Below are 16,618 nucleotides of genomic sequence, written 5' to 3'. Positions count from 1 at the left end.
GGGCGGCGCGCGCAATGTACGTCAGAAGAAGGTTTCGACCACTTCCGTCACGCGGAACTGCGGATCGAGCACGAGCACCTGGCGCCACTTGTCGAACGTCAGGCACGGGTGCGAGATGTCGAACGCGACCATGTCGCCGACCTTCACGTCGGCGCCCGGCGGGATCTGCAGGTATGCGTGCTGATCCATCATCCCGGTCACGGCCCAGCCTTCGGTGGCGGCGACGTCGCGCGGCGCGGTGTCGCGGCCCGGGCGGAAGTGGCGCGCCGGCTCGGGCAGGCCCGCGTCGAACGCCGCGTCGCGCTTGCCGAGCGCGACGATCGCGCGATTCTGCTCCGGCACCGACTGCACGTACGCCCACAGCTGCAGTGCGGGCAGCAGCCCTTCGCCCATCTTGCGTGCGATCGGGTTGCGCGCGAACACGTCGGTCTGCGCCTTCTTGTAGATGCCGACGTCGTGCGTCAGATAGCAGCCCGGGCGCAGCACGACTTCCGCGAAGCCCGCGTCGGACGCCTTCGCGAATTCTTCCGCGACCACGTCGTACCACGCCGAACCGGCGCCGGACAGGATCGCCGGCGTGCGCGCGAAGCGGCCGGCGTCGGCCAGCTCGCGCGTGAGCGCGACCGCGTCCTGCAGGAACGCGCGGATCTCGCCTTCCTCCTTCAGCACGCCTTCGTAGAGTTCGATGCCGGCCAGCTTCAGCGTGTCCGGATAGCGCGCGAGCGCGGCGAGCACGGCCTCGCGCTGCGCGGCGTCGCGCACGCCCGCGCGGCCGCCCGGCACTCCGAGCTCGAGCAGCACGTTCAGCGTTTTTTTCGCGTCGCCGAAGAAGCGGCCGAGCTGGTCGACGCTCTCGGCGGAATCGACGAGACAGAAGAATTCGAAGTCGGGATCGGACAGCAGCCCGGCGATGATCGTCATGTTCTGGCGGCCGACGAGCTGGTTCGCGAGCAGCACGCGCCGCACGCCGCCGTGATACGCGGCCTGCGTCTGGTGCGCGGTCGCGAGCGTGATGCCCCACGCGCCGGCATCGAGCTGGCGGCGGAACAGTTGCGGCGCCATCGTCGTCTTGCCGTGCGGCGCGAACTTGACGCCATACTGCTGGACGAACGCCTGCATCCAGTTCAGGTTGTGTTCGATGCGGTCCTCGTAAAGCACGGCAGCCGGCAGGCTGACGTCTTCCGCGAGCAGGTTCCACTCGAGGCGGCCCGCGTCGCCGAGCGGCACGCTGGCGCTCGGCAGGTTGCCGAGGCCCTTGCCGAAAGGATCGATCGTCGCTTCCTGATAGTTTGTAACTTTCATGTCATCCCGCTCCATCATCACTATGCATTGCACTGAAGTTGACATGCCGATGGTACAGAAAGTAGCATCGGCGCGGTGATGTTATTTAGTAACATCAGGCTTCGAACCCTTTTCCGCAGATGAATACGCCCGCCACCCCGTCCGCTTCGCTCGCGGCCGAGCCCCATCCGGCTTCGGCCGCCCCGCCGGTCCTCGACATCGTCGCGAGGATCGCCGAATGCGCGCCCGAGCTGCGCGATGCCGAGCGCAAGGTCGCCACGTTCATCCTCGCCGATCTCGCGCGCGCCGCGCATGCGAGTATCGGCGCGCTCGCGCGCGACGCGGAGGTCAGCGTCGCGACGGTCACGCGTTTCGCGAAGGCCGTCGGCTGCCGCGACGTGCGCGAACTGAAGGTGCTCGTCGCGCAGGCGGCGGCCGTCGGCCAGCGTTTTCTGGTGCCGTCCGACGATGCGCCGACCGCCGACGCGAGCCCCGCGTCGGTCGTCTACGACGAGATCCGCGTGGCGCTCGCACACAACCACCAGTTGCTGCGCAACACGTCGTTCGACGCGGCGGCCGATCTGCTCGCCGGCGCGAAGATGATCTACGTGTACGGGCAGGGCGGCGGCTCGACCATGCTCGCCGACGAGTTGCGCTTCCGGCTCGTGCGCTTCGGCCGGCCGGTCGCGAGCTACCAGGACGGCCTGCTGCAGCGGATGGTGTCCGCGACGCTGTCGCGCGACGCGGTCGTCGTCGCGCTGTCGGTGAGCGGGCGCGTGCCCGAGCTGCTCGAGAGCTGCCGGCTCGCGAAGCGCTACGGTGCGAAGCTGATCGCGATCACCGCGCCGGCTTCGCCGCTCGCGAAGCTCGCCGACCACCTGATCCCGGTCGTCGCGTTCGAAACCGATTTCATTTACAAGCCGTCGACGTCGCGCTACGCGATGATGATGGCGATCGACGTGCTCGTCACCGGAGTCGCGCTGCGGCTCGGCGATGCGGGCCGAGAATCGCTGCGCCGCATCAAGCATGCGCTCGATGCGCATCGCGGCGGCGGAGACCGTCAACCGGTAGGAGACTGACCATGCATTCGCATCCCGAAGCCGCCGATACGCTGATCGTCGGCGCGCAGTTGTACGACGGCACCGGCGCGCCGCCCGTCACGCGCGACGTCGCGATCCGCAACGGCGTGATCGCGGCGATCGGCAACCTGTCGAACTGGCTCGCCGAGACCGTCGTCGATGCGAACGGCCGCGCGCTCGCGCCGGGCTTCGTCGACGTGCACACGCACGACGACACGCACGTGATCCGTGCGCCGCAGATGCTGCCGAAGATCTCGCAGGGCGTGACGACCGTGATCGTCGGCAACTGCGGGATCAGCGCGTCGCCGGTGACGCTCTCGGGCGATCCGCCCGACCCGATGAACCTGCTCGGCGAGCGCGGCGCGTTCCAATACCCGACCTTCGCCGACTACGTCGCGGCCGTGAACGACGCGCGTCCGGCCGTGAACGTCGCGGCGCTCGTCGGCCACACGGCGCTGCGCAACAACCAGATGGACCGTCTCGACCGCGCGGCGACCGGCGGCGAGATCGCCGCGATGCGCACGCAGCTCGAGGAGGCGCTCGCGAACGGCGCGCTCGGCTTGTCGTCGGGCCTCGCGTACGGCTCCGCGTTCGCGGCGCCGACCGAGGAAGTGATGGCGCTCGCCGAGCCGCTCGCGAATGCGGGCGCGCTGTACACGACGCACATGCGCACCGAGTTCGATGCGATCCTCGACGCGATGGACGAGGCGTATCGCGTCGGCCGCCATGCGCAGGTGCCGGTCGTGATCTCGCACCTGAAATGCGCGGGCCCGTCGAACTGGGGGCGCAGCACCGAAGTGCTCGCGTCGCTCGAAGGCGCGCGCCGCTACCAGCCGGTCGGCTGCGACTGCTATCCGTACAGCCGCAGCTCGTCGACGCTCGACCTGAAGCAGGTGACGGGCGACATCGACATCACGATCACGTGGTCGGAGCCGCACCCGGAAATCGCGGGCAAGCTGCTGAAGGCGATCGCGGCCGACTGGGGCGTGACCGAGCAGGAAGCCGCGCAGCGCATCCGCCCGGCGGGCGCCGTGTACCACAACATGTCCGAGGACGACGTGCGGCGGATCCTGTCGCACCCCGCGACGATGGTCGGCTCGGACGGCCTGCCGAACGATCCGCTGCCGCACCCGCGGCTGTGGGGCGCGTTCCCGCGCGTGCTCGGCCATTACGTGCGCGACACGAACCTGCTGCCGCTCGAGGAGGCGATCCGCAAGATGACGTCGCTGTCCGCGCGCCGCTACGGGATCGCGCGGCGCGGCGAGGTGCATGTCGGCTATCACGCGGACCTCGTGCTGTTCGATCCGGCGCGCGTGCTCGACGCCGCGACGTTCGAGAAGCCGCAGCAGCCCGCGCACGGGATCGATGCCGTGTGGGTGAACGGCGTGCTGACCTACGAGAACGGCCAGCCGACCGGCGAGCGCGCCGGCGGTTTCGTCGCGCGCGGCGAGCGCGTGCCGGCGAGCGCCGAAGCTGCATTCTGAGTCCGGACGCGGCGATTGTTCCGATCTTCGCGTGTGCCGCTGCCGGCGCGCGCATCCGCAACCGAGCGTTGCACGGGATCCGGGGCGGTGCTGAAGCGCCTGCCCGGGTCGACAAAACAAGGAGTGAAACGATGAAGCGATATGGCGTAGGCGAAGCGAAGGGTACCGGCGGCCAGGTGATGCCGTTCGCACGTGCGGTCGAGGCTGACGGCTGGCTGTACGTGTCGGGCCAGACGCCGATGGTGAACGGCGAGGTCGTCGAAGGCGGGATCGTCACGCAGTCGAAGCAGACGATCGAGAACGTGATCGCGATCCTGAAGGAAGCCGGCTACGGCCTCGAGCACGTCGTGCGCTGCGGCGTGTGGCTCGACGATGCGCGCGATTTCGCGTCGTTCAACAAGGTGTTCGTGTCGTACTTCGGCGAGCATCCGCCGGCGCGCGCATGCGTGCAGTCGAGCATGGTCATCGACTGCAAGGTCGAGGTCGACTGCATCGCGTACAAGGCGCCGGCGAAGTAACGCGGCTGCGCTTCCCCGCGCACAGGAGAACAGCCCGTCCGGCGCGAGCCGAACGGGCTGTTCTGTTTGGGGCTCGCGTCTGCCGCTCGCCGGCCGCCGTCACTGCCGCGCAGTCCGCGCGTTGTCCGGCATCGGCTGGTTGTAGTTCGTGCGGAACGGGTTGATGTCGAGCCCGCCGCGGCGTGTGTAACGCGCATACACCGCGAGCTTCACCGGTTTGCACGCATGCAGGATGTCGAGGAAGATCCGCTCGACGCACTGCTCGTGAAAGCCCGTGTGATTGCGGAACGAGATGATGTAGCGCAGCAGGCCCGCATGATCGATCTGCGGCCCGACGTAGTGGATCTGCACGCTGCCCCAGTCGGGCTGGCCGGTGACCGGGCAGTTCGAGCGCAGCAGGTCCGACACGAGCGTCTCCTCGACCGGCGCTTCGTTCTCGGCGGCCGACAGCAGCGACGGATCGGGTTCGTACACGTCGGTGTCGAGGTCGAGCCGGTCGAGCGACAGCCCGTCGAGCTCGTCCATTTCCAGCTTGCCGAAATCGTGCGCCGACACGAGCTGCACGGCGACGCTCGCGCCGCATGCGGCCGACACGTCGCGCTTCAGCGTGTCGCGCACCGCGTCGATCGAGTCGAACTTCGACTGCGCGAACGAGCCGAGATACAGCTTGAACGACTTCGATTCGACGATGTTCGGCGATTCGGCCGGCACGTAGAAGGTCGCGACCGCGACCTGCGGCTTGCCGCGCGGGTTGAGCCACGACAGCTCGTACGCGTTCCAGATGTCGGTGCCGAAGAACGGCAGCGCCGACGCGATGCCGAGCTGCTCGCGCGCGCCCGCGCGCGGGATCGGGAACAGCAGCGACGCATCGTACTGCGCTGCGTAGACGGTGGCCTTGCCGAGCGGGGAGTGTTCGGGATTCATTGCGTGACGCCTTTACGACAGGAAGAGGCGGTAAGCCGGGTTGGCGCTCTCTTCGACATACGGATAGCCGAGTGCCGCGAGGAAGCCCTCGAACTCGGCGCGATCGGCCTGCGGCACCTGCAGCCCGACGAGAATCGAGCTGTAGTCCGCGCCCTGGTTGCGGTAGTGGAACAGGCTGATGTTCCAGTCCGGCGCCATCGACGACAGGAACTTCATCAGCGCGCCCGGCCGCTCCGGGAATTCGAAGCGGAACAGGCGCTCGTCGAGCGCGAGCGGCGAGCGGCCGCCGACCATGTAGCGGATATGTTCCTTCGACAGCTCGTCGTGCGTCAGGTCGACGCTCTTGAAGCCGTGCGACTCGAAGTTCGCGGCAATCTCCGCCGATTCGCCGCGCCGGCGGATCTGCACGCCGACGAAGATGTGCGCGGACTGCGCATCGGCGATCCGGTAGTTGAACTCGGTGACGTTGCGGTCGCCGACGAGCGAGCAAAAGCGCTTGAAGCTGCCGCGCTCCTCGGGGATCGTGACCGCGAACACGGCTTCGCGCGCCTCGCCGACCTCCGCGCGCTCGGCGACGAAGCGCATCCGGTCGAAGTTCATGTTCGCGCCGGACGTGACCGCGACGAGCGCCTGGTTCTCGATCCCCTCGCGTTCCGCGTACAGCTTCGCGCCCGCGACCGCGAGCGCGCCGGACGGCTCGAGCACGCTGCGGGTATCCTGGAACACGTCCTTGATCGCCGCGCACAGTGCGTCGGTGTCGACGGTCACGACGCCGTCCAGGTATTCGCGGCACAGCCGGAAGGTTTCCTCGCCGACGAGCTTCACAGCGGTGCCGTCCGCGAACAGGCCGACCTCGGTCAGCTCGACGCGCTCACCGGCCTTCAGCGACTGCGCCATCGCGCACGAATCCTTGGCCTGCACGCCGATCACCTTGATCTCCGGGCGCACGGCCTTCACGTATGCGGCAACGCCGGACGCGAGGCCGCCGCCGCCGATCGGCACGAAGATCGCGTGGATCGGGCCCTGGTGCTGGCGCAGGATCTCCATCGCGATGGTGCCCTGGCCGGCGATCACGTAAGGATCGTCGAACGGGTGGACGAACGTGAGGCCGCGCTCTTCCTGCACCTTGACCGCATGCGCGTACGCGTCGCTGTACGACTCGCCGGCCTGGATCACCTCGACGCCCGGGCCGCCGTGCGCGCGCACCGCGTCCACTTTCACCTGCGGCGTCGTGACGGGTACGACGATCACCGCCTTGACGCCCATCCGGGCCGCCGAGAACGCGACGCCCTGCGCGTGGTTGCCGGCCGACGCGGTAATCACGCCGCGCGCGAGCGCGTCGGCCGGAATGTGCGCCATCTTGTTGTACGCGCCGCGCAGCTTGAACGAGAACACCGGCTGGTTGTCCTCGCGCTTCAGGTAGACGGCATTGCGCAGCCGGGCCGACAGGTTGCGGGCGGGTTCGAGTTCCGTCTCGATCGCGACGTCGTAGACGCGCGCGGTGAGGATTTTCTTCAGGTAATCGTGGGATGCCATGGGCGCTCGCGTGCAGTGCGGAAGCAGACGGTAAAGCATCAATGATAGCGCCAAGGGTCCGCCCGCACGCAAGCGGCATGCCGGGCGAGCGGTCGCGGGGCCGCGCGGGCGGCGCATTCGCGACGCCGGGCGTCCCGTTTTTACCGGTTTAACCGCGCGGTTACCGACCGGACGGGCGGTGAATGATCGCACGAATCCGCGCCGAACCAGGCCTGGCGCGGCTGGCGGGGATAGCCCCACGACCTGTCCGGCGTGTCACGCATGGCCCGATCATGGGTTAGAATTCCGTTTTGAATCAAGGATCGGAAGATGCAGAGGCACCCTCGGATCGCCCCGTTGAAGCCGACGCCGCGCGCAGCCAGCCCCGCGGCGGAACGGCATGCGCGCCGCGCGCGATCGTGCTGATGGTTCCGAGTGCCGCCAGGCCCTGTCGCCGGCCAGGAGGGGCGAATCAACGCCCGCTCCGGCCCCATGAAGGACAGCCGCGCGCCTGGTAACAGAACAGATTTCCCCAAGATTGCGCCCACGCGCTTGCCGACGCCCGTGCACGGGGTATCGGCCCTCCGAGTCGTCCGAACATGAACGCACCACAAGTTTTCGATCCGAATGGCGCGGCCGCCGCCGTCGCCGCCGACCCCGCGCCGCGGTTGCGCGAGATCCCCTACAACTACACGTCCTTCTCGGATCGCGAGATCGTGATCCGCCTGCTCGGCGAAGAGGCGTGGTCGGTGCTCGACGAGCTGCGCGCCGAACGCCGTACGGGTCGCTCGGCACGGATGCTGTATGAAGTGCTCGGCGATATCTGGGTCGTGCGGCGCAATCCGTACCTGCAGGACGACCTGCTCGACAACCCGAAGCGCCGCGCGCTGCTGATCGAGGCGCTGAACCACCGCCTGACCGAGATCGGCAAGCGCCGCAGCGCGGATCTCACCGCGCACCGCGACGACGCGGGCCGCGAGCGCGCGTTGCGCGTCGAGATGCTCGAAGCCGCCGCGCAGCGTGCGGTCAACGAGTTCGCCGACGAATTCGAGAAAATGGCCGACCTGCGCCGCCGCGCGACCAAGGCGCTCGGCCGCTGCACGCAGAAGGACAACATCCGCTTCGACGGGCTGTCGCGCGTGTCGCACGTCACCGACGCGACCGACTGGCGCGTCGAATACCCGTTCGTCGTGCTGACGCCCGATACCGAAGCCGAGATCGCGGGCCTGATCAAGGCCTGCTTCGAGCTCGGCCTGACGGTGATTCCGCGCGGCGGCGGCACCGGCTACACGGGCGGCGCGGTGCCGCTCACGCCGTTCTCCGCGGTGATCAACACCGAGAAGCTCGAACAGCTCGGTGCGGTCGAGTTGACCGAGCTGCCGGGCGTCGCGCACAAGGTGCCGACGATCTTCTCCGGCGCGGGCGTCGTCACGCGCCGCGTGACCGAAGCGGCCGAGGCGGCCGGCTACGTGTTCGCGGTCGATCCGACCTCGCTCGACGCATCGTGCATCGGCGGCAACGTCGCGATGAACGCGGGCGGCAAGAAGGCCGTGCTGTGGGGCACCGCGCTCGACAACCTGGCCTGGTGGCGGATGGTCGACCCGGACGGCAACTGGCTCGAAGTCACGCGCCACGAGCACAACCAGGGCAAGATCCACGACATCGCGGTCGCGCGTTTCGAGCTGAAGTGGTTCGACGGCGCGTACGCGCCGGGCGAGAAGCTGCTGCGCACCGAGATGCTCGAGATCGAAGGCCGCCGGTTCCGCAAGGAAGGGCTCGGCAAGGACGTGACCGACAAGTTCCTCGCCGGCCTGCCGGGCGTGCAGAAGGAAGGCTGCGACGGGCTCATCACGTCCGCGCGCTGGGTGCTGCACAAGATGCCCGCGCATACGCGCACCGTCTGCCTCGAATTCTTCGGCCAGGCGCGCGAGGCGATCCCGAGCATCGTCGAAATCAAGGACTACCTGTTCGAGACGTCGAAGCAGGGCGGCGCGATCCTCGCGGGCCTCGAGCACCTCGACGAGCGCTACCTGCGCGCGGTCGGCTACGCGACCAAGAGCAAGCGCAATTCGTTCCCGAAGATGGTGCTGATCGGCGACATCGTCGGCGACGATGCGGATGCGGTCGCGCACGCGACGTCCGAAGTGATCCGGATGGCGAACGGCAAGAGCGGCGAGGGTTTCGTCGCGGTCAGCGCGGAGGCGCGCAAGCGCTTCTGGCTCGACCGCAGCCGCACGGCCGCGATTGCGAAGCACACGAACGCGTTCAAGATCAACGAGGACGTCGTCATCCCGCTGAACCGGATGGGCGAGTACACCGACGGCATCGAGCGGATCAACATCGAGCTGTCGCTGAAGAACAAGCTGCAGCTCGTCGACGCGCTCGAAGCGTTCTTCCGCGGCGGCAACCTGCCGCTCGGCAAGACCGACGACGCGAACGAGATCCCGAGCGCCGAGCTGCTCGAAGACCGCGTCCAGCAGGCTCTGGAGCTGCTCAAGCGCGTGCGTGCCCGCTGGGAATTCGTGCGCGACCGGCTCGACCAGCCGTTGCGCGAGGCGCAGCACTACCTCGTGCAGCTCGGCTACGAGGCGCTGGCCGAGAAGTTCGCGGATCGCGCGGACGAGCAGCCGGGCGCGACCGTGTTCCACATCACGCAGGACCGCACGGTCCGCATCTCGTGGAAGCAGGAGATCCGCGCGGAGCTGCGCGCGATCTTCAACGGCGGCGCGTTCAAGCAGATCCTCGACGAGGCGCAGGCGATCCACAAGCAGGTGCTGCGCGGCCGCGTATTCGTCGCGCTGCACATGCACGCGGGCGACGGCAACGTCCATACGAACATCCCGGTCAACTCCGACAACTACGAGATGCTGCAGGACGCGCACGCGTCGGTTGCACGCATCATGAAGCTCGCGCGCTCGCTCGACGGCGTGATCTCCGGCGAGCACGGGATCGGCATCACGAAGCTCGAGTTCCTGACCGACGACGAGATCGCCGAATTCCGCGCGTACAAGCAGCGCGTCGACCCGAACGGCCGCTTCAACAAGGGCAAGCTGCTCGAAGGCGCCGATCTTCGCAACGCGTATACGCCGAGCTTCGGGCTGATGGGCTACGAGTCGCTGATCATGCAGCAGTCCGACATCGGCGCGATCGCCGATTCGGTGAAGGACTGCCTGCGCTGCGGCAAGTGCAAGCCGGTGTGCGCGACCCACGTGCCGCGCGCGAACCTGCTGTACAGCCCGCGCAACAAGATCCTTGCGACGTCGCTGCTGATCGAGGCGTTCCTGTACGAGGAACAGACGCGCCGCGGCGTGTCGATCAAGCACTGGGACGAGTTCAACGACGTGGCCGACCATTGCACGGTGTGCCACAAGTGCGCGACGCCGTGCCCGGTGAAGATCGACTTCGGCGACGTCACGATGAACATGCGCAACCTGTTGCGCAAGATGGGCAAGAAGAAGTTCAACCCGGGCAGCGCGGCGGGCATGTTCTTCCTGAACGCGACCAATCCGCAGACGATCAACGCCGCGCGCAGCGTGATGATGGGCGTCGGCTACAAGGTGCAGCGCTTCGCGAACGACATGCTGAAGAACGTCGTGAAGAAGCAGACGCAGCACCCGCCGGCGACCGTCGGCAAGCCGCCCGTCGTCCAGCAGGTGATCCACTTCGTCAACAAGAAGATGCCGGGCAACCTGCCGAAGAAGACGGCGCGCGCGCTGCTCGACATCGAGGACAACAAGATCGTGCCGATCATCCGCAACCCGAAAGCGACGACCGTCGATTCGGAAGCGGTGTTCTACTTCCCGGGCTGCGGCTCCGAGCGCCTGTTCTCGCAGGTCGGCCTGGCGACGCAGGCGATGCTGTGGGAAGCCGGCGTGCAGACGGTGCTGCCGCCGGGCTACCTGTGCTGCGGTTATCCGCAGCGCGGCGCGGGGCAGTACGACAAGGCCGAGAAGATCGTCACCGACAACCGCGTGCTGTTCCACCGCGTCGCGAACACGCTGAACTACCTCGACATCAAGACAGTGGTCGTGTCGTGCGGCACGTGTTACGACCAGCTCGCCGGCTATGAATTCGACAAGATCTTCCCCGGCTGCCGGATCATCGACATCCACGAGTTCCTGCTCGAGAAGGGGATGAAGCTCGACGGCGTGACGGGCACGCGCTACATGTATCACGACCCGTGCCACACGCCGATCAAGACGATGGACCCGGTCAAGCTCGTCAACGAGCTGATGGGCGCGGAGAAGGACGGCTACAAGATCGAGAAGAACGACCGTTGCTGCGGCGAATCGGGCACGCTCGCGGTCACGCGCCCGGACGTGTCGACGCAGGTCCGCTTCCGCAAGGAAGAGGAAATCCGCAAGGGCGCGGCGAAGCTGCGCAGCATCCCGGTCGTCGCCGGCGATGCGCCGGCGCCGGCCGCAGCGGCCGCGAACGGCCCGGACGTGAAGATCCTGACGAGCTGCCCGTCGTGCCTGCAGGGCCTGTCGCGCTACAACGAGGATGCGAACATCGAGGCCGACTACATCGTGGTCGAGATCGCGCGCCAGGTGCTCGGCGAGAACTGGATGGCCGATTATGTCGCACGGGCGAACCATGGCGGGATCGAGCGCGTGCTGGTCTAATGCGGGCATGACGACCGCCCGACCGGGCTTGGGATGAGAGCGGGCGCCGGCGCCGATGCGCGGGCGCCCGCCCACATGGGAGCGACGATGGAATGCGTGTTTTGCCGTGAAGACGGCGGCGAGCTGCTCTGGCGGGACGACGCGCTGCGCGTCGTGCTGGCAACGGGCGAGCACGACTACCCGGGCTTCTGCCGGGTGATCTGGGGTGCGCACGTGGCTGAGTTTTCCGATCTCGGCGAGCCCGAGCGGGCACATCTGATGCGCGTGGTCTACGCGGTCGAGCGGGCCGTGCGCCGCGTGATGCAGCCGAACAAGGTGAATCTCGCGAGCCTCGGCAACATGGTGCCGCATGTGCACTGGCACGTGATCCCGCGCTTCTCGAACGACGCCCATTTCCCGCAGCCCGTGTGGGCGCCGCGCCAGCGCGGCGTGTCCGAGGCGCTGCTGCGCACGCGCGCCGCGCAGGCCTCGCTGCTGCACAATGCGGTGCGCGAGGAAATTCAACGAACGACCGATTCGAGGCAGCCATGAGCGGTTTGACTTCCACGACGCCGATTCCGTCCGGCGTCGTCGTGCACGCGGTGTCGCGCGTGCTCGAATTGCAGTACCCGAACGGCGACAGCTACCGGATTCCGTTCGAGCTGATGCGCGTCTATTCGCCGTCGGCCGAGGTGCGCGGCCACGGGCCCGGCCAGGAGACGCTGCAGACGGGCAAGCGCGAGGTGACGATCACCGCGCTCGAAGGCGTCGGCAACTATGCGCTGCAGCCGACGTTCTCCGACGGCCATTCGACCGGCATCTACTCATGGGACCTGCTGTACGAACTGGCGACGCAGCAGGACGCGCTGTGGCGCGACTATTTCGACAAACTGAAGGCGGCGGGCGCCGATCGCGACGCCCCGATGCAGGCGGCCGCGGCGCCGCACGGCCACTGCCACTGAAATCGACGGCGCCCGCTCGGCGCCGTCTTGCCATTTACTGAGGATCAACGCGATGAGCAAAACCCACTTCGGCTTCGAAAGCGTCGAGGAAAACGAAAAAGCGAAGAAAGTGGCGGGTGTGTTCCATTCGGTCGCGAGCAACTACGATCTGATGAACGACCTGATGTCGGCGGGCATGCACCGCGCGTGGAAGGCGTTCACGATCGCGCAGGCGAACGTGCGCCCCGGCTTCAAGGTGCTCGATATCGCGGCCGGCACCGGCGACCTGACCAAGTCGTTCGCGAAGGCGGCCGGGCCGACGGGCGAAGTCTGGCACACGGACATCAACGAATCGATGCTGCGCGTCGGCCGCGACCGGCTGCTCGACAAGGGCATCGTGACGCCGTCGCTGCTGTGCGACGCGGAGAAAACTCCCTTTCCGGACAACTACTTCGATGTCGTCACGGTCGCGTTCGGGCTGCGCAACATGACGCACAAGGACGCCGCGCTGGCGGAAATGCGCCGCGTGACGAAGCCCGGGGGCCGCGTGATGGTGCTGGAATTCTCGAAAGTCTGGGATCCGCTGAAAAAAGCGTACGATCTGTATTCTTTCAAAGTATTACCGTGGCTTGGCGACAAGTTCGCGAAAGATGCTGAAAGTTACCGGTATCTTGCTGAATCTATCCGGATGCACCCCGATCAGGACACGCTGAAGACGATGATGGAACAAGCGGGCCTCGATGCCGTCAAATATTACAATTTGTCAGGTGGCGTGGTAGCTTTACATATGGGAACCAAGTACTAAGGGGTTCTTCCCATACATTTGTCTTACATCTGGAGAAAGTGATGTCCGAATCGCGTTCGTTGTTCAACCGTAGCAAGCCGTCGAAGCCGTGGGCTCGACGGGTCGGCACGCTGCTGATGGTCGGCCTGCTCACGGCCGGCACGTTCGCGTCGCTCGACGCCGAAGCCCGGCGCATGGGTGGCGGGCGCAGCATCGGCCGCCAGAATTCCACCGTCACGCAGCGCCAGGCCACGCCGCCCGCGCAGCAGCCGATGCAGCAGGCCGCGCCGTCGCAGGCGCAACGTGCCAACCCGGCCGCGCCCGCGCCGGCCGCGCAGCCCAACCGCTCGCGCTGGCTCGGGCCGATCGCCGGCCTCGCGGCCGGTCTCGGCATCGCGGCGCTGCTGTCGCACTTCGGTCTCGGCGAAGCGTTTGCCGGCATGATGTCGAACATCATCGTGATCGCGCTGCTCGCGATGATCGGCATCTGGCTGGTGCGCAAGTTCATGAATCGCCGTCGCTCGCAGGAGCCGGCGTATTCGGTCGGCGGTTCGGCATCGTCGTCGGGCGGCTACTCGCAAAGCCCGTCGTTCCAGCAGGGCAACACCGGCAGCAATCAGGCGGGCAGCGGCAGCAGCTACGCGAACGAAGCGCAGGGCGTGTTCGGCGGCGGTGCCGCGGCTGCCGGCGCGGCGGCGGGTGCGATGGCCTCGGCCGCACCGCTCCAGGTGCCGGCCGGCTTCGACACCGAAGCGTTCCTGCGCAGCGCGAAGGTCTATTTCGTGCGCCTGCAGGCTGCGTGGGACCAGGGCAACCTGGCCGACATCCGCGAGTTCACGACGCCCGAAATGTTCGCCGAGATCAAGATCGACCTCGATTCGCGCGGCAACGAGTCGAACCAGACCGACGTCGTGCAGCTCGACGCGGAACTGGTCGCGATCGAGGATCGCGGCATCGAGCAGTCGGCGAGCGTGCGCTTCCACGGCCTGATCCGCGAATCGGCGAATGCGTCGGCCGCGCCGTTCGACGAAGTGTGGAACCTGTCGAAGTCGGGCAGTCAGGGCTGGCTGCTCGCGGGCATCCAGCAACTCAACACGCACTGAGCGTGACCGGCGGCCCGCGCCGCCGGATGCCCGGGCGAGCGCCGCTGCACTGCGACCGCTTGCCGCCCGGCTGTACGGTCGGGCACGGTCTGCCGACGATCCGACGTTACAATAGAAACCCGCGTGGGCGCCCGGCCTGCGCGGGTTTTTTCTTTCCCAGCCCGATGACCTTTGCCGCCAAGCCTTTTGCTGCTGCTGTCAATCACCTGCTCGCGCGCGAATCGTGGGCGCGCGACCGCCTGATTCCGTATGCGGGCAAGACTGCCCGGATCGACGTGCCCCCCGTCACGCTCACGCTGCTGGTGCAGCCCGACGGCTATCTGTCGGCTGTCGACGCGCACGATGCGCAACAGGTCGACGTGTCGATCGCACTCGCGGGCGACACGCTCGCCGCGTTCCTGCAGGGCGGCCAGGCGGCCGTGATGAAGCACGTGAAGATCGACGGCGATGCGGAGTTCGCGACGCAGATCGCGAAGCTTGCCGAGCACCTGCGCTGGGAACCGGAAGAAGATCTCGCGAAGCTGGTCGGCGACGCGGCGGCACACCGGATCGCGACGGTCGTGCGCGATGCCGGCGCACGCGCGCGACGTACCGGCCGCAACGTGCTTGATTCCGTCGCCGAGTACTGGCTCGACGAGAATCCGCAAGTCGTCCGGCGCACGGCGCTCGGCGGCTTCGACGCCGAACTGGCGCGCGCACGCGATGCGCTCGCGCGGGTCGAAAAGCGGGTCGAGCGACTCGAACAAAAAATCGGCGCGCGCACGGGTTCAGGCCCGCGCGGCGCGCACTGAGGGCCGCAGGGCATGCGCATTTTCCGTTTCATCAAGATTGTCTACACCGTCATCCGCTTTGGCCTCGACGAAGTGATGCTGTCCCGGATCGACGACCGGCGCGTGAAGCTGCTGCTGCGGATCACGACGATCGGCCGCCGCTATTCCGATCCGCCCGCCGTGCGGCTGCGTCACGCGCTCGAAAGCCTCGGCCCGATCTTCGTGAAGTTCGGCCAGGTGCTGTCGACGCGCCGCGACCTGCTGTCGGTCGATTTCGCGAACGAACTCGCGAAGCTGCAGGACCAGGTGCCGCCGTTCGATTCGGCGGTCGCGATCGCGATCATCGAGAAGTCGCTCGGTGCGCCGGTCGACGAGCTGTTCGACGAATTCGAGCGCGAGCCGATCGCGAGCGCGTCGATCGCGCAGGTGCATTTCGCGAAGCTCAAGCAGGGCGTGCACGCGGGCAAGGCCGTCGCCGTGAAGGTGCTGCGCCCGAACATGCTGTCCGTGATCGATTCGGATCTCGCGCTGATGCGCGACATCGCGATCTGGACCGAGCGCATGTGGGCCGACGGCCGGCGCCTGAAGCCGCGCGAGGTCGTCGCCGAATTCGACAAGTACCTGCACGACGAGCTCGACCTGATGCGCGAGGCCGCGAACGGCAGCCAGCTGCGCCGCAATTTCGCGGGCCTCGACCTGCTGCTCGTGCCCGAGATGTTCTGGGATTTTTCGACGTCGCAGGTGCTCGTGATGGAGCGCATGACCGGCGTGCCGATCAGCCAGGTCGAGACGCTGCGCTCGGCCGGCGTCGACATCAAGAAGCTTGCGCGCGAAGGCGTCGAGATCTTCTTCACGCAGGTGTTCCGCGACGGCTTCTTCCATGCGGACATGCACCCCGGCAACATCCAGGTGAGCCTCGACCCGAACACGTTCGGCCGCTACATCGCGCTCGATTTCGGGATCGTCGGCGCGCTGTCCGATTTCGACAAGAACTACCTCGCGCAGAACTTCCTCGCGTTCTTCAAGCGCGACTATCACCGCGTCGCGACGCTCCACCTCGAATCGGGCTGGGTGCCGCCCGAGACGCGCGTCGAGGAGCTCGAAAGCGCGATCCGCGCGGTGTGCGAGCCGTATTTCGACCGTGCGCTGAAGGACATCTCGCTCGGCCAGGTGCTGATGCGCCTGTTCTCGACGTCGCGCCGCTTCAACGTCGAGATCCAGCCGCAGCTCGTGCTGCTGCAGAAGACCATGCTGAACGTCGAAGGGCTCGGCCGCTCGCTCGACCCCGAACTCGACCTGTGGAAGACCGCGAAGCCTTACCTCGAGCGCTGGATGACCGAGCAGATCGGCCTGCGCGGCTGGTACGAGCGTTTCAAGGTCGAGGCGCCGCAGTGGAGCAAGACGCTGCCGCAACTGCCGCGCCTGATCCATCACGCGATGGCGGCGCGCCATGACGCGCCGCGTGCCGCGAGCGAGGACCTGATGCGTCAGGTCCTCGTCGAGCAGAAGCGTACGAACCGGCTGCTGCAGGCGCTGCTGATCTTCGGCCTCGCCGTCGGCGTCGGGGCGCTCGTCGCGCGCGTGCTGCTGGCGCTCGCGTACGGCGCATGACCGA

At 67.4% G+C, this 16,618-nt stretch carries 13 protein-coding genes; 10 read left to right on the top strand and 3 right to left on the bottom strand.

What is annotated here, in order from left to right:
• Window positions 1-21: 21 nt before the first annotated feature.
• The gene (locus MRS60_RS14635; protein ID WP_175750286.1) at window positions 22-1,302 is read right to left on the bottom strand and encodes an amino acid deaminase; all 1,281 of its coding nucleotides are present in this window, start codon (window positions 1,300-1,302) and stop codon (window positions 22-24) included.
• Window positions 1,303-1,421: 119 nt separating this feature from the next.
• Between MRS60_RS14635 and MRS60_RS14630 the strand changes: the two genes are divergently transcribed.
• The 3 genes from MRS60_RS14630 to MRS60_RS14620 all read left to right on the top strand — a co-directional run bounded on the left by MRS60_RS14630 (window position 1,422) and on the right by MRS60_RS14620 (window position 4,362).
• A complete protein-coding gene (locus MRS60_RS14630) occupies window positions 1,422-2,360 on the top strand; it encodes a MurR/RpiR family transcriptional regulator (protein WP_243564904.1) in 939 nt (312 codons plus the stop codon).
• A gap of 2 nt (window positions 2,361-2,362) precedes the next feature.
• Window positions 2,363-3,844: an N-acyl-D-amino-acid deacylase family protein gene (locus tag MRS60_RS14625; protein ID WP_243564903.1), complete on the top strand. Its 1,482-nt coding sequence runs from the start codon at window positions 2,363-2,365 to the stop codon at window positions 3,842-3,844.
• Window positions 3,845-3,975: 131 nt separating this feature from the next.
• Window positions 3,976-4,362 (top strand): RidA family protein, encoded by a 387-nt coding sequence (locus MRS60_RS14620; protein WP_006751946.1) that lies wholly within the window; start codon window positions 3,976-3,978, stop codon window positions 4,360-4,362.
• Between the two features lie 99 nt (window positions 4,363-4,461).
• Here the strand turns inward: MRS60_RS14620 and queF are convergent, their stop codons facing one another.
• The gene (gene queF / locus MRS60_RS14615; protein WP_034179013.1) at window positions 4,462-5,286 is read right to left on the bottom strand and encodes an NADPH-dependent 7-cyano-7-deazaguanine reductase QueF; all 825 of its coding nucleotides are present in this window, start codon (window positions 5,284-5,286) and stop codon (window positions 4,462-4,464) included.
• Between the two features lie 12 nt (window positions 5,287-5,298).
• Window positions 5,299-6,822 (bottom strand): threonine ammonia-lyase, biosynthetic, encoded by a 1,524-nt coding sequence (gene ilvA, locus MRS60_RS14610; protein WP_243564902.1) that lies wholly within the window; start codon window positions 6,820-6,822, stop codon window positions 5,299-5,301.
• A gap of 578 nt (window positions 6,823-7,400) precedes the next feature.
• On the opposite strand from ilvA, the gene MRS60_RS14605 reads away from it, so the two are divergent.
• The 7 genes from MRS60_RS14605 (at window position 7,401) to ubiB (ending at window position 16,614) form a co-directional block, all read left to right on the top strand.
• Window positions 7,401-11,426 carry a DUF3683 domain-containing protein gene (locus tag MRS60_RS14605; protein WP_034179011.1) on the top strand — a complete coding sequence of 1,342 codons (4,026 nt, stop codon included), beginning with the start codon at window positions 7,401-7,403 and terminating at the stop codon, window positions 11,424-11,426.
• A gap of 87 nt (window positions 11,427-11,513) precedes the next feature.
• Window positions 11,514-11,957, top strand: a complete 444-nt coding sequence (locus MRS60_RS14600) for an HIT family protein (RefSeq protein ID WP_034179010.1) — start codon at window positions 11,514-11,516, stop codon at window positions 11,955-11,957.
• Window positions 11,954-12,367: a gamma-butyrobetaine hydroxylase-like domain-containing protein gene (locus MRS60_RS14595; RefSeq protein ID WP_034179009.1), complete on the top strand. Its 414-nt coding sequence runs from the start codon at window positions 11,954-11,956 to the stop codon at window positions 12,365-12,367. Before MRS60_RS14600 ends, MRS60_RS14595 begins: the two co-directional genes overlap by 4 nt.
• Window positions 12,368-12,419: 52 nt before the next feature.
• Window positions 12,420-13,151: a bifunctional demethylmenaquinone methyltransferase/2-methoxy-6-polyprenyl-1,4-benzoquinol methylase UbiE gene (gene ubiE, locus MRS60_RS14590; protein WP_072443509.1), complete on the top strand. Its 732-nt coding sequence runs from the start codon at window positions 12,420-12,422 to the stop codon at window positions 13,149-13,151.
• 41 nt (window positions 13,152-13,192) lie between these two features.
• The gene (locus MRS60_RS14585; RefSeq protein ID WP_034179007.1) at window positions 13,193-14,233 is read left to right on the top strand and encodes a Tim44 domain-containing protein; all 1,041 of its coding nucleotides are present in this window, start codon (window positions 13,193-13,195) and stop codon (window positions 14,231-14,233) included.
• A gap of 164 nt (window positions 14,234-14,397) precedes the next feature.
• Entirely contained in the window at window positions 14,398-15,024 is a 627-nt protein-coding gene (locus MRS60_RS14580; protein WP_034179006.1) for a ubiquinone biosynthesis accessory factor UbiJ, read from the top strand.
• Window positions 15,025-15,036: 12 nt separating this feature from the next.
• Entirely contained in the window at window positions 15,037-16,614 is a 1,578-nt protein-coding gene (ubiB, locus tag MRS60_RS14575; protein ID WP_034179005.1) for a ubiquinone biosynthesis regulatory protein kinase UbiB, read from the top strand.
• Window positions 16,615-16,618: the final 4 nt, after the last annotated feature.

This window comes from Burkholderia pyrrocinia (genome assembly GCF_022809715.1).
In the GTDB taxonomy this organism is placed as follows: Bacteria; Pseudomonadota; Gammaproteobacteria; order Burkholderiales; family Burkholderiaceae; genus Burkholderia; species Burkholderia pyrrocinia_C.
The sequence above is the reverse complement of the archived record's forward strand: the minus strand, read 5'-3'. Positions and strand labels throughout refer to the sequence as shown.

Coding starts and splice junctions, on each gene's coding strand:
- MRS60_RS14600 (WP_034179010.1), top strand. CDS start 11,514: ATGGAATGCGTGTTTTGCCGTGAAGACGGCGGCGAGCTGCTCTGGCGG.
- queF (WP_034179013.1), bottom strand. CDS start 5,286: ATGAATCCCGAACACTCCCCGCTCGGCAAGGCCACCGTCTACGCAGCG.
- MRS60_RS14620 (WP_006751946.1), top strand. CDS start 3,976: ATGAAGCGATATGGCGTAGGCGAAGCGAAGGGTACCGGCGGCCAGGTG.
- MRS60_RS14625 (WP_243564903.1), top strand. CDS start 2,363: ATGCATTCGCATCCCGAAGCCGCCGATACGCTGATCGTCGGCGCGCAG.
- MRS60_RS14580 (WP_034179006.1), top strand. CDS start 14,398: ATGACCTTTGCCGCCAAGCCTTTTGCTGCTGCTGTCAATCACCTGCTC.
- ubiB (WP_034179005.1), top strand. CDS start 15,037: ATGCGCATTTTCCGTTTCATCAAGATTGTCTACACCGTCATCCGCTTT.
- MRS60_RS14630 (WP_243564904.1), top strand. CDS start 1,422: ATGAATACGCCCGCCACCCCGTCCGCTTCGCTCGCGGCCGAGCCCCAT.
- MRS60_RS14595 (WP_034179009.1), top strand. CDS start 11,954: ATGAGCGGTTTGACTTCCACGACGCCGATTCCGTCCGGCGTCGTCGTG.
- MRS60_RS14635 (WP_175750286.1), bottom strand. CDS start 1,302: ATGAAAGTTACAAACTATCAGGAAGCGACGATCGATCCTTTCGGCAAG.
- ilvA (WP_243564902.1), bottom strand. CDS start 6,822: ATGGCATCCCACGATTACCTGAAGAAAATCCTCACCGCGCGCGTCTAC.
- MRS60_RS14585 (WP_034179007.1), top strand. CDS start 13,193: ATGTCCGAATCGCGTTCGTTGTTCAACCGTAGCAAGCCGTCGAAGCCG.
- ubiE (WP_072443509.1), top strand. CDS start 12,420: ATGAGCAAAACCCACTTCGGCTTCGAAAGCGTCGAGGAAAACGAAAAA.
- MRS60_RS14605 (WP_034179011.1), top strand. CDS start 7,401: ATGAACGCACCACAAGTTTTCGATCCGAATGGCGCGGCCGCCGCCGTC.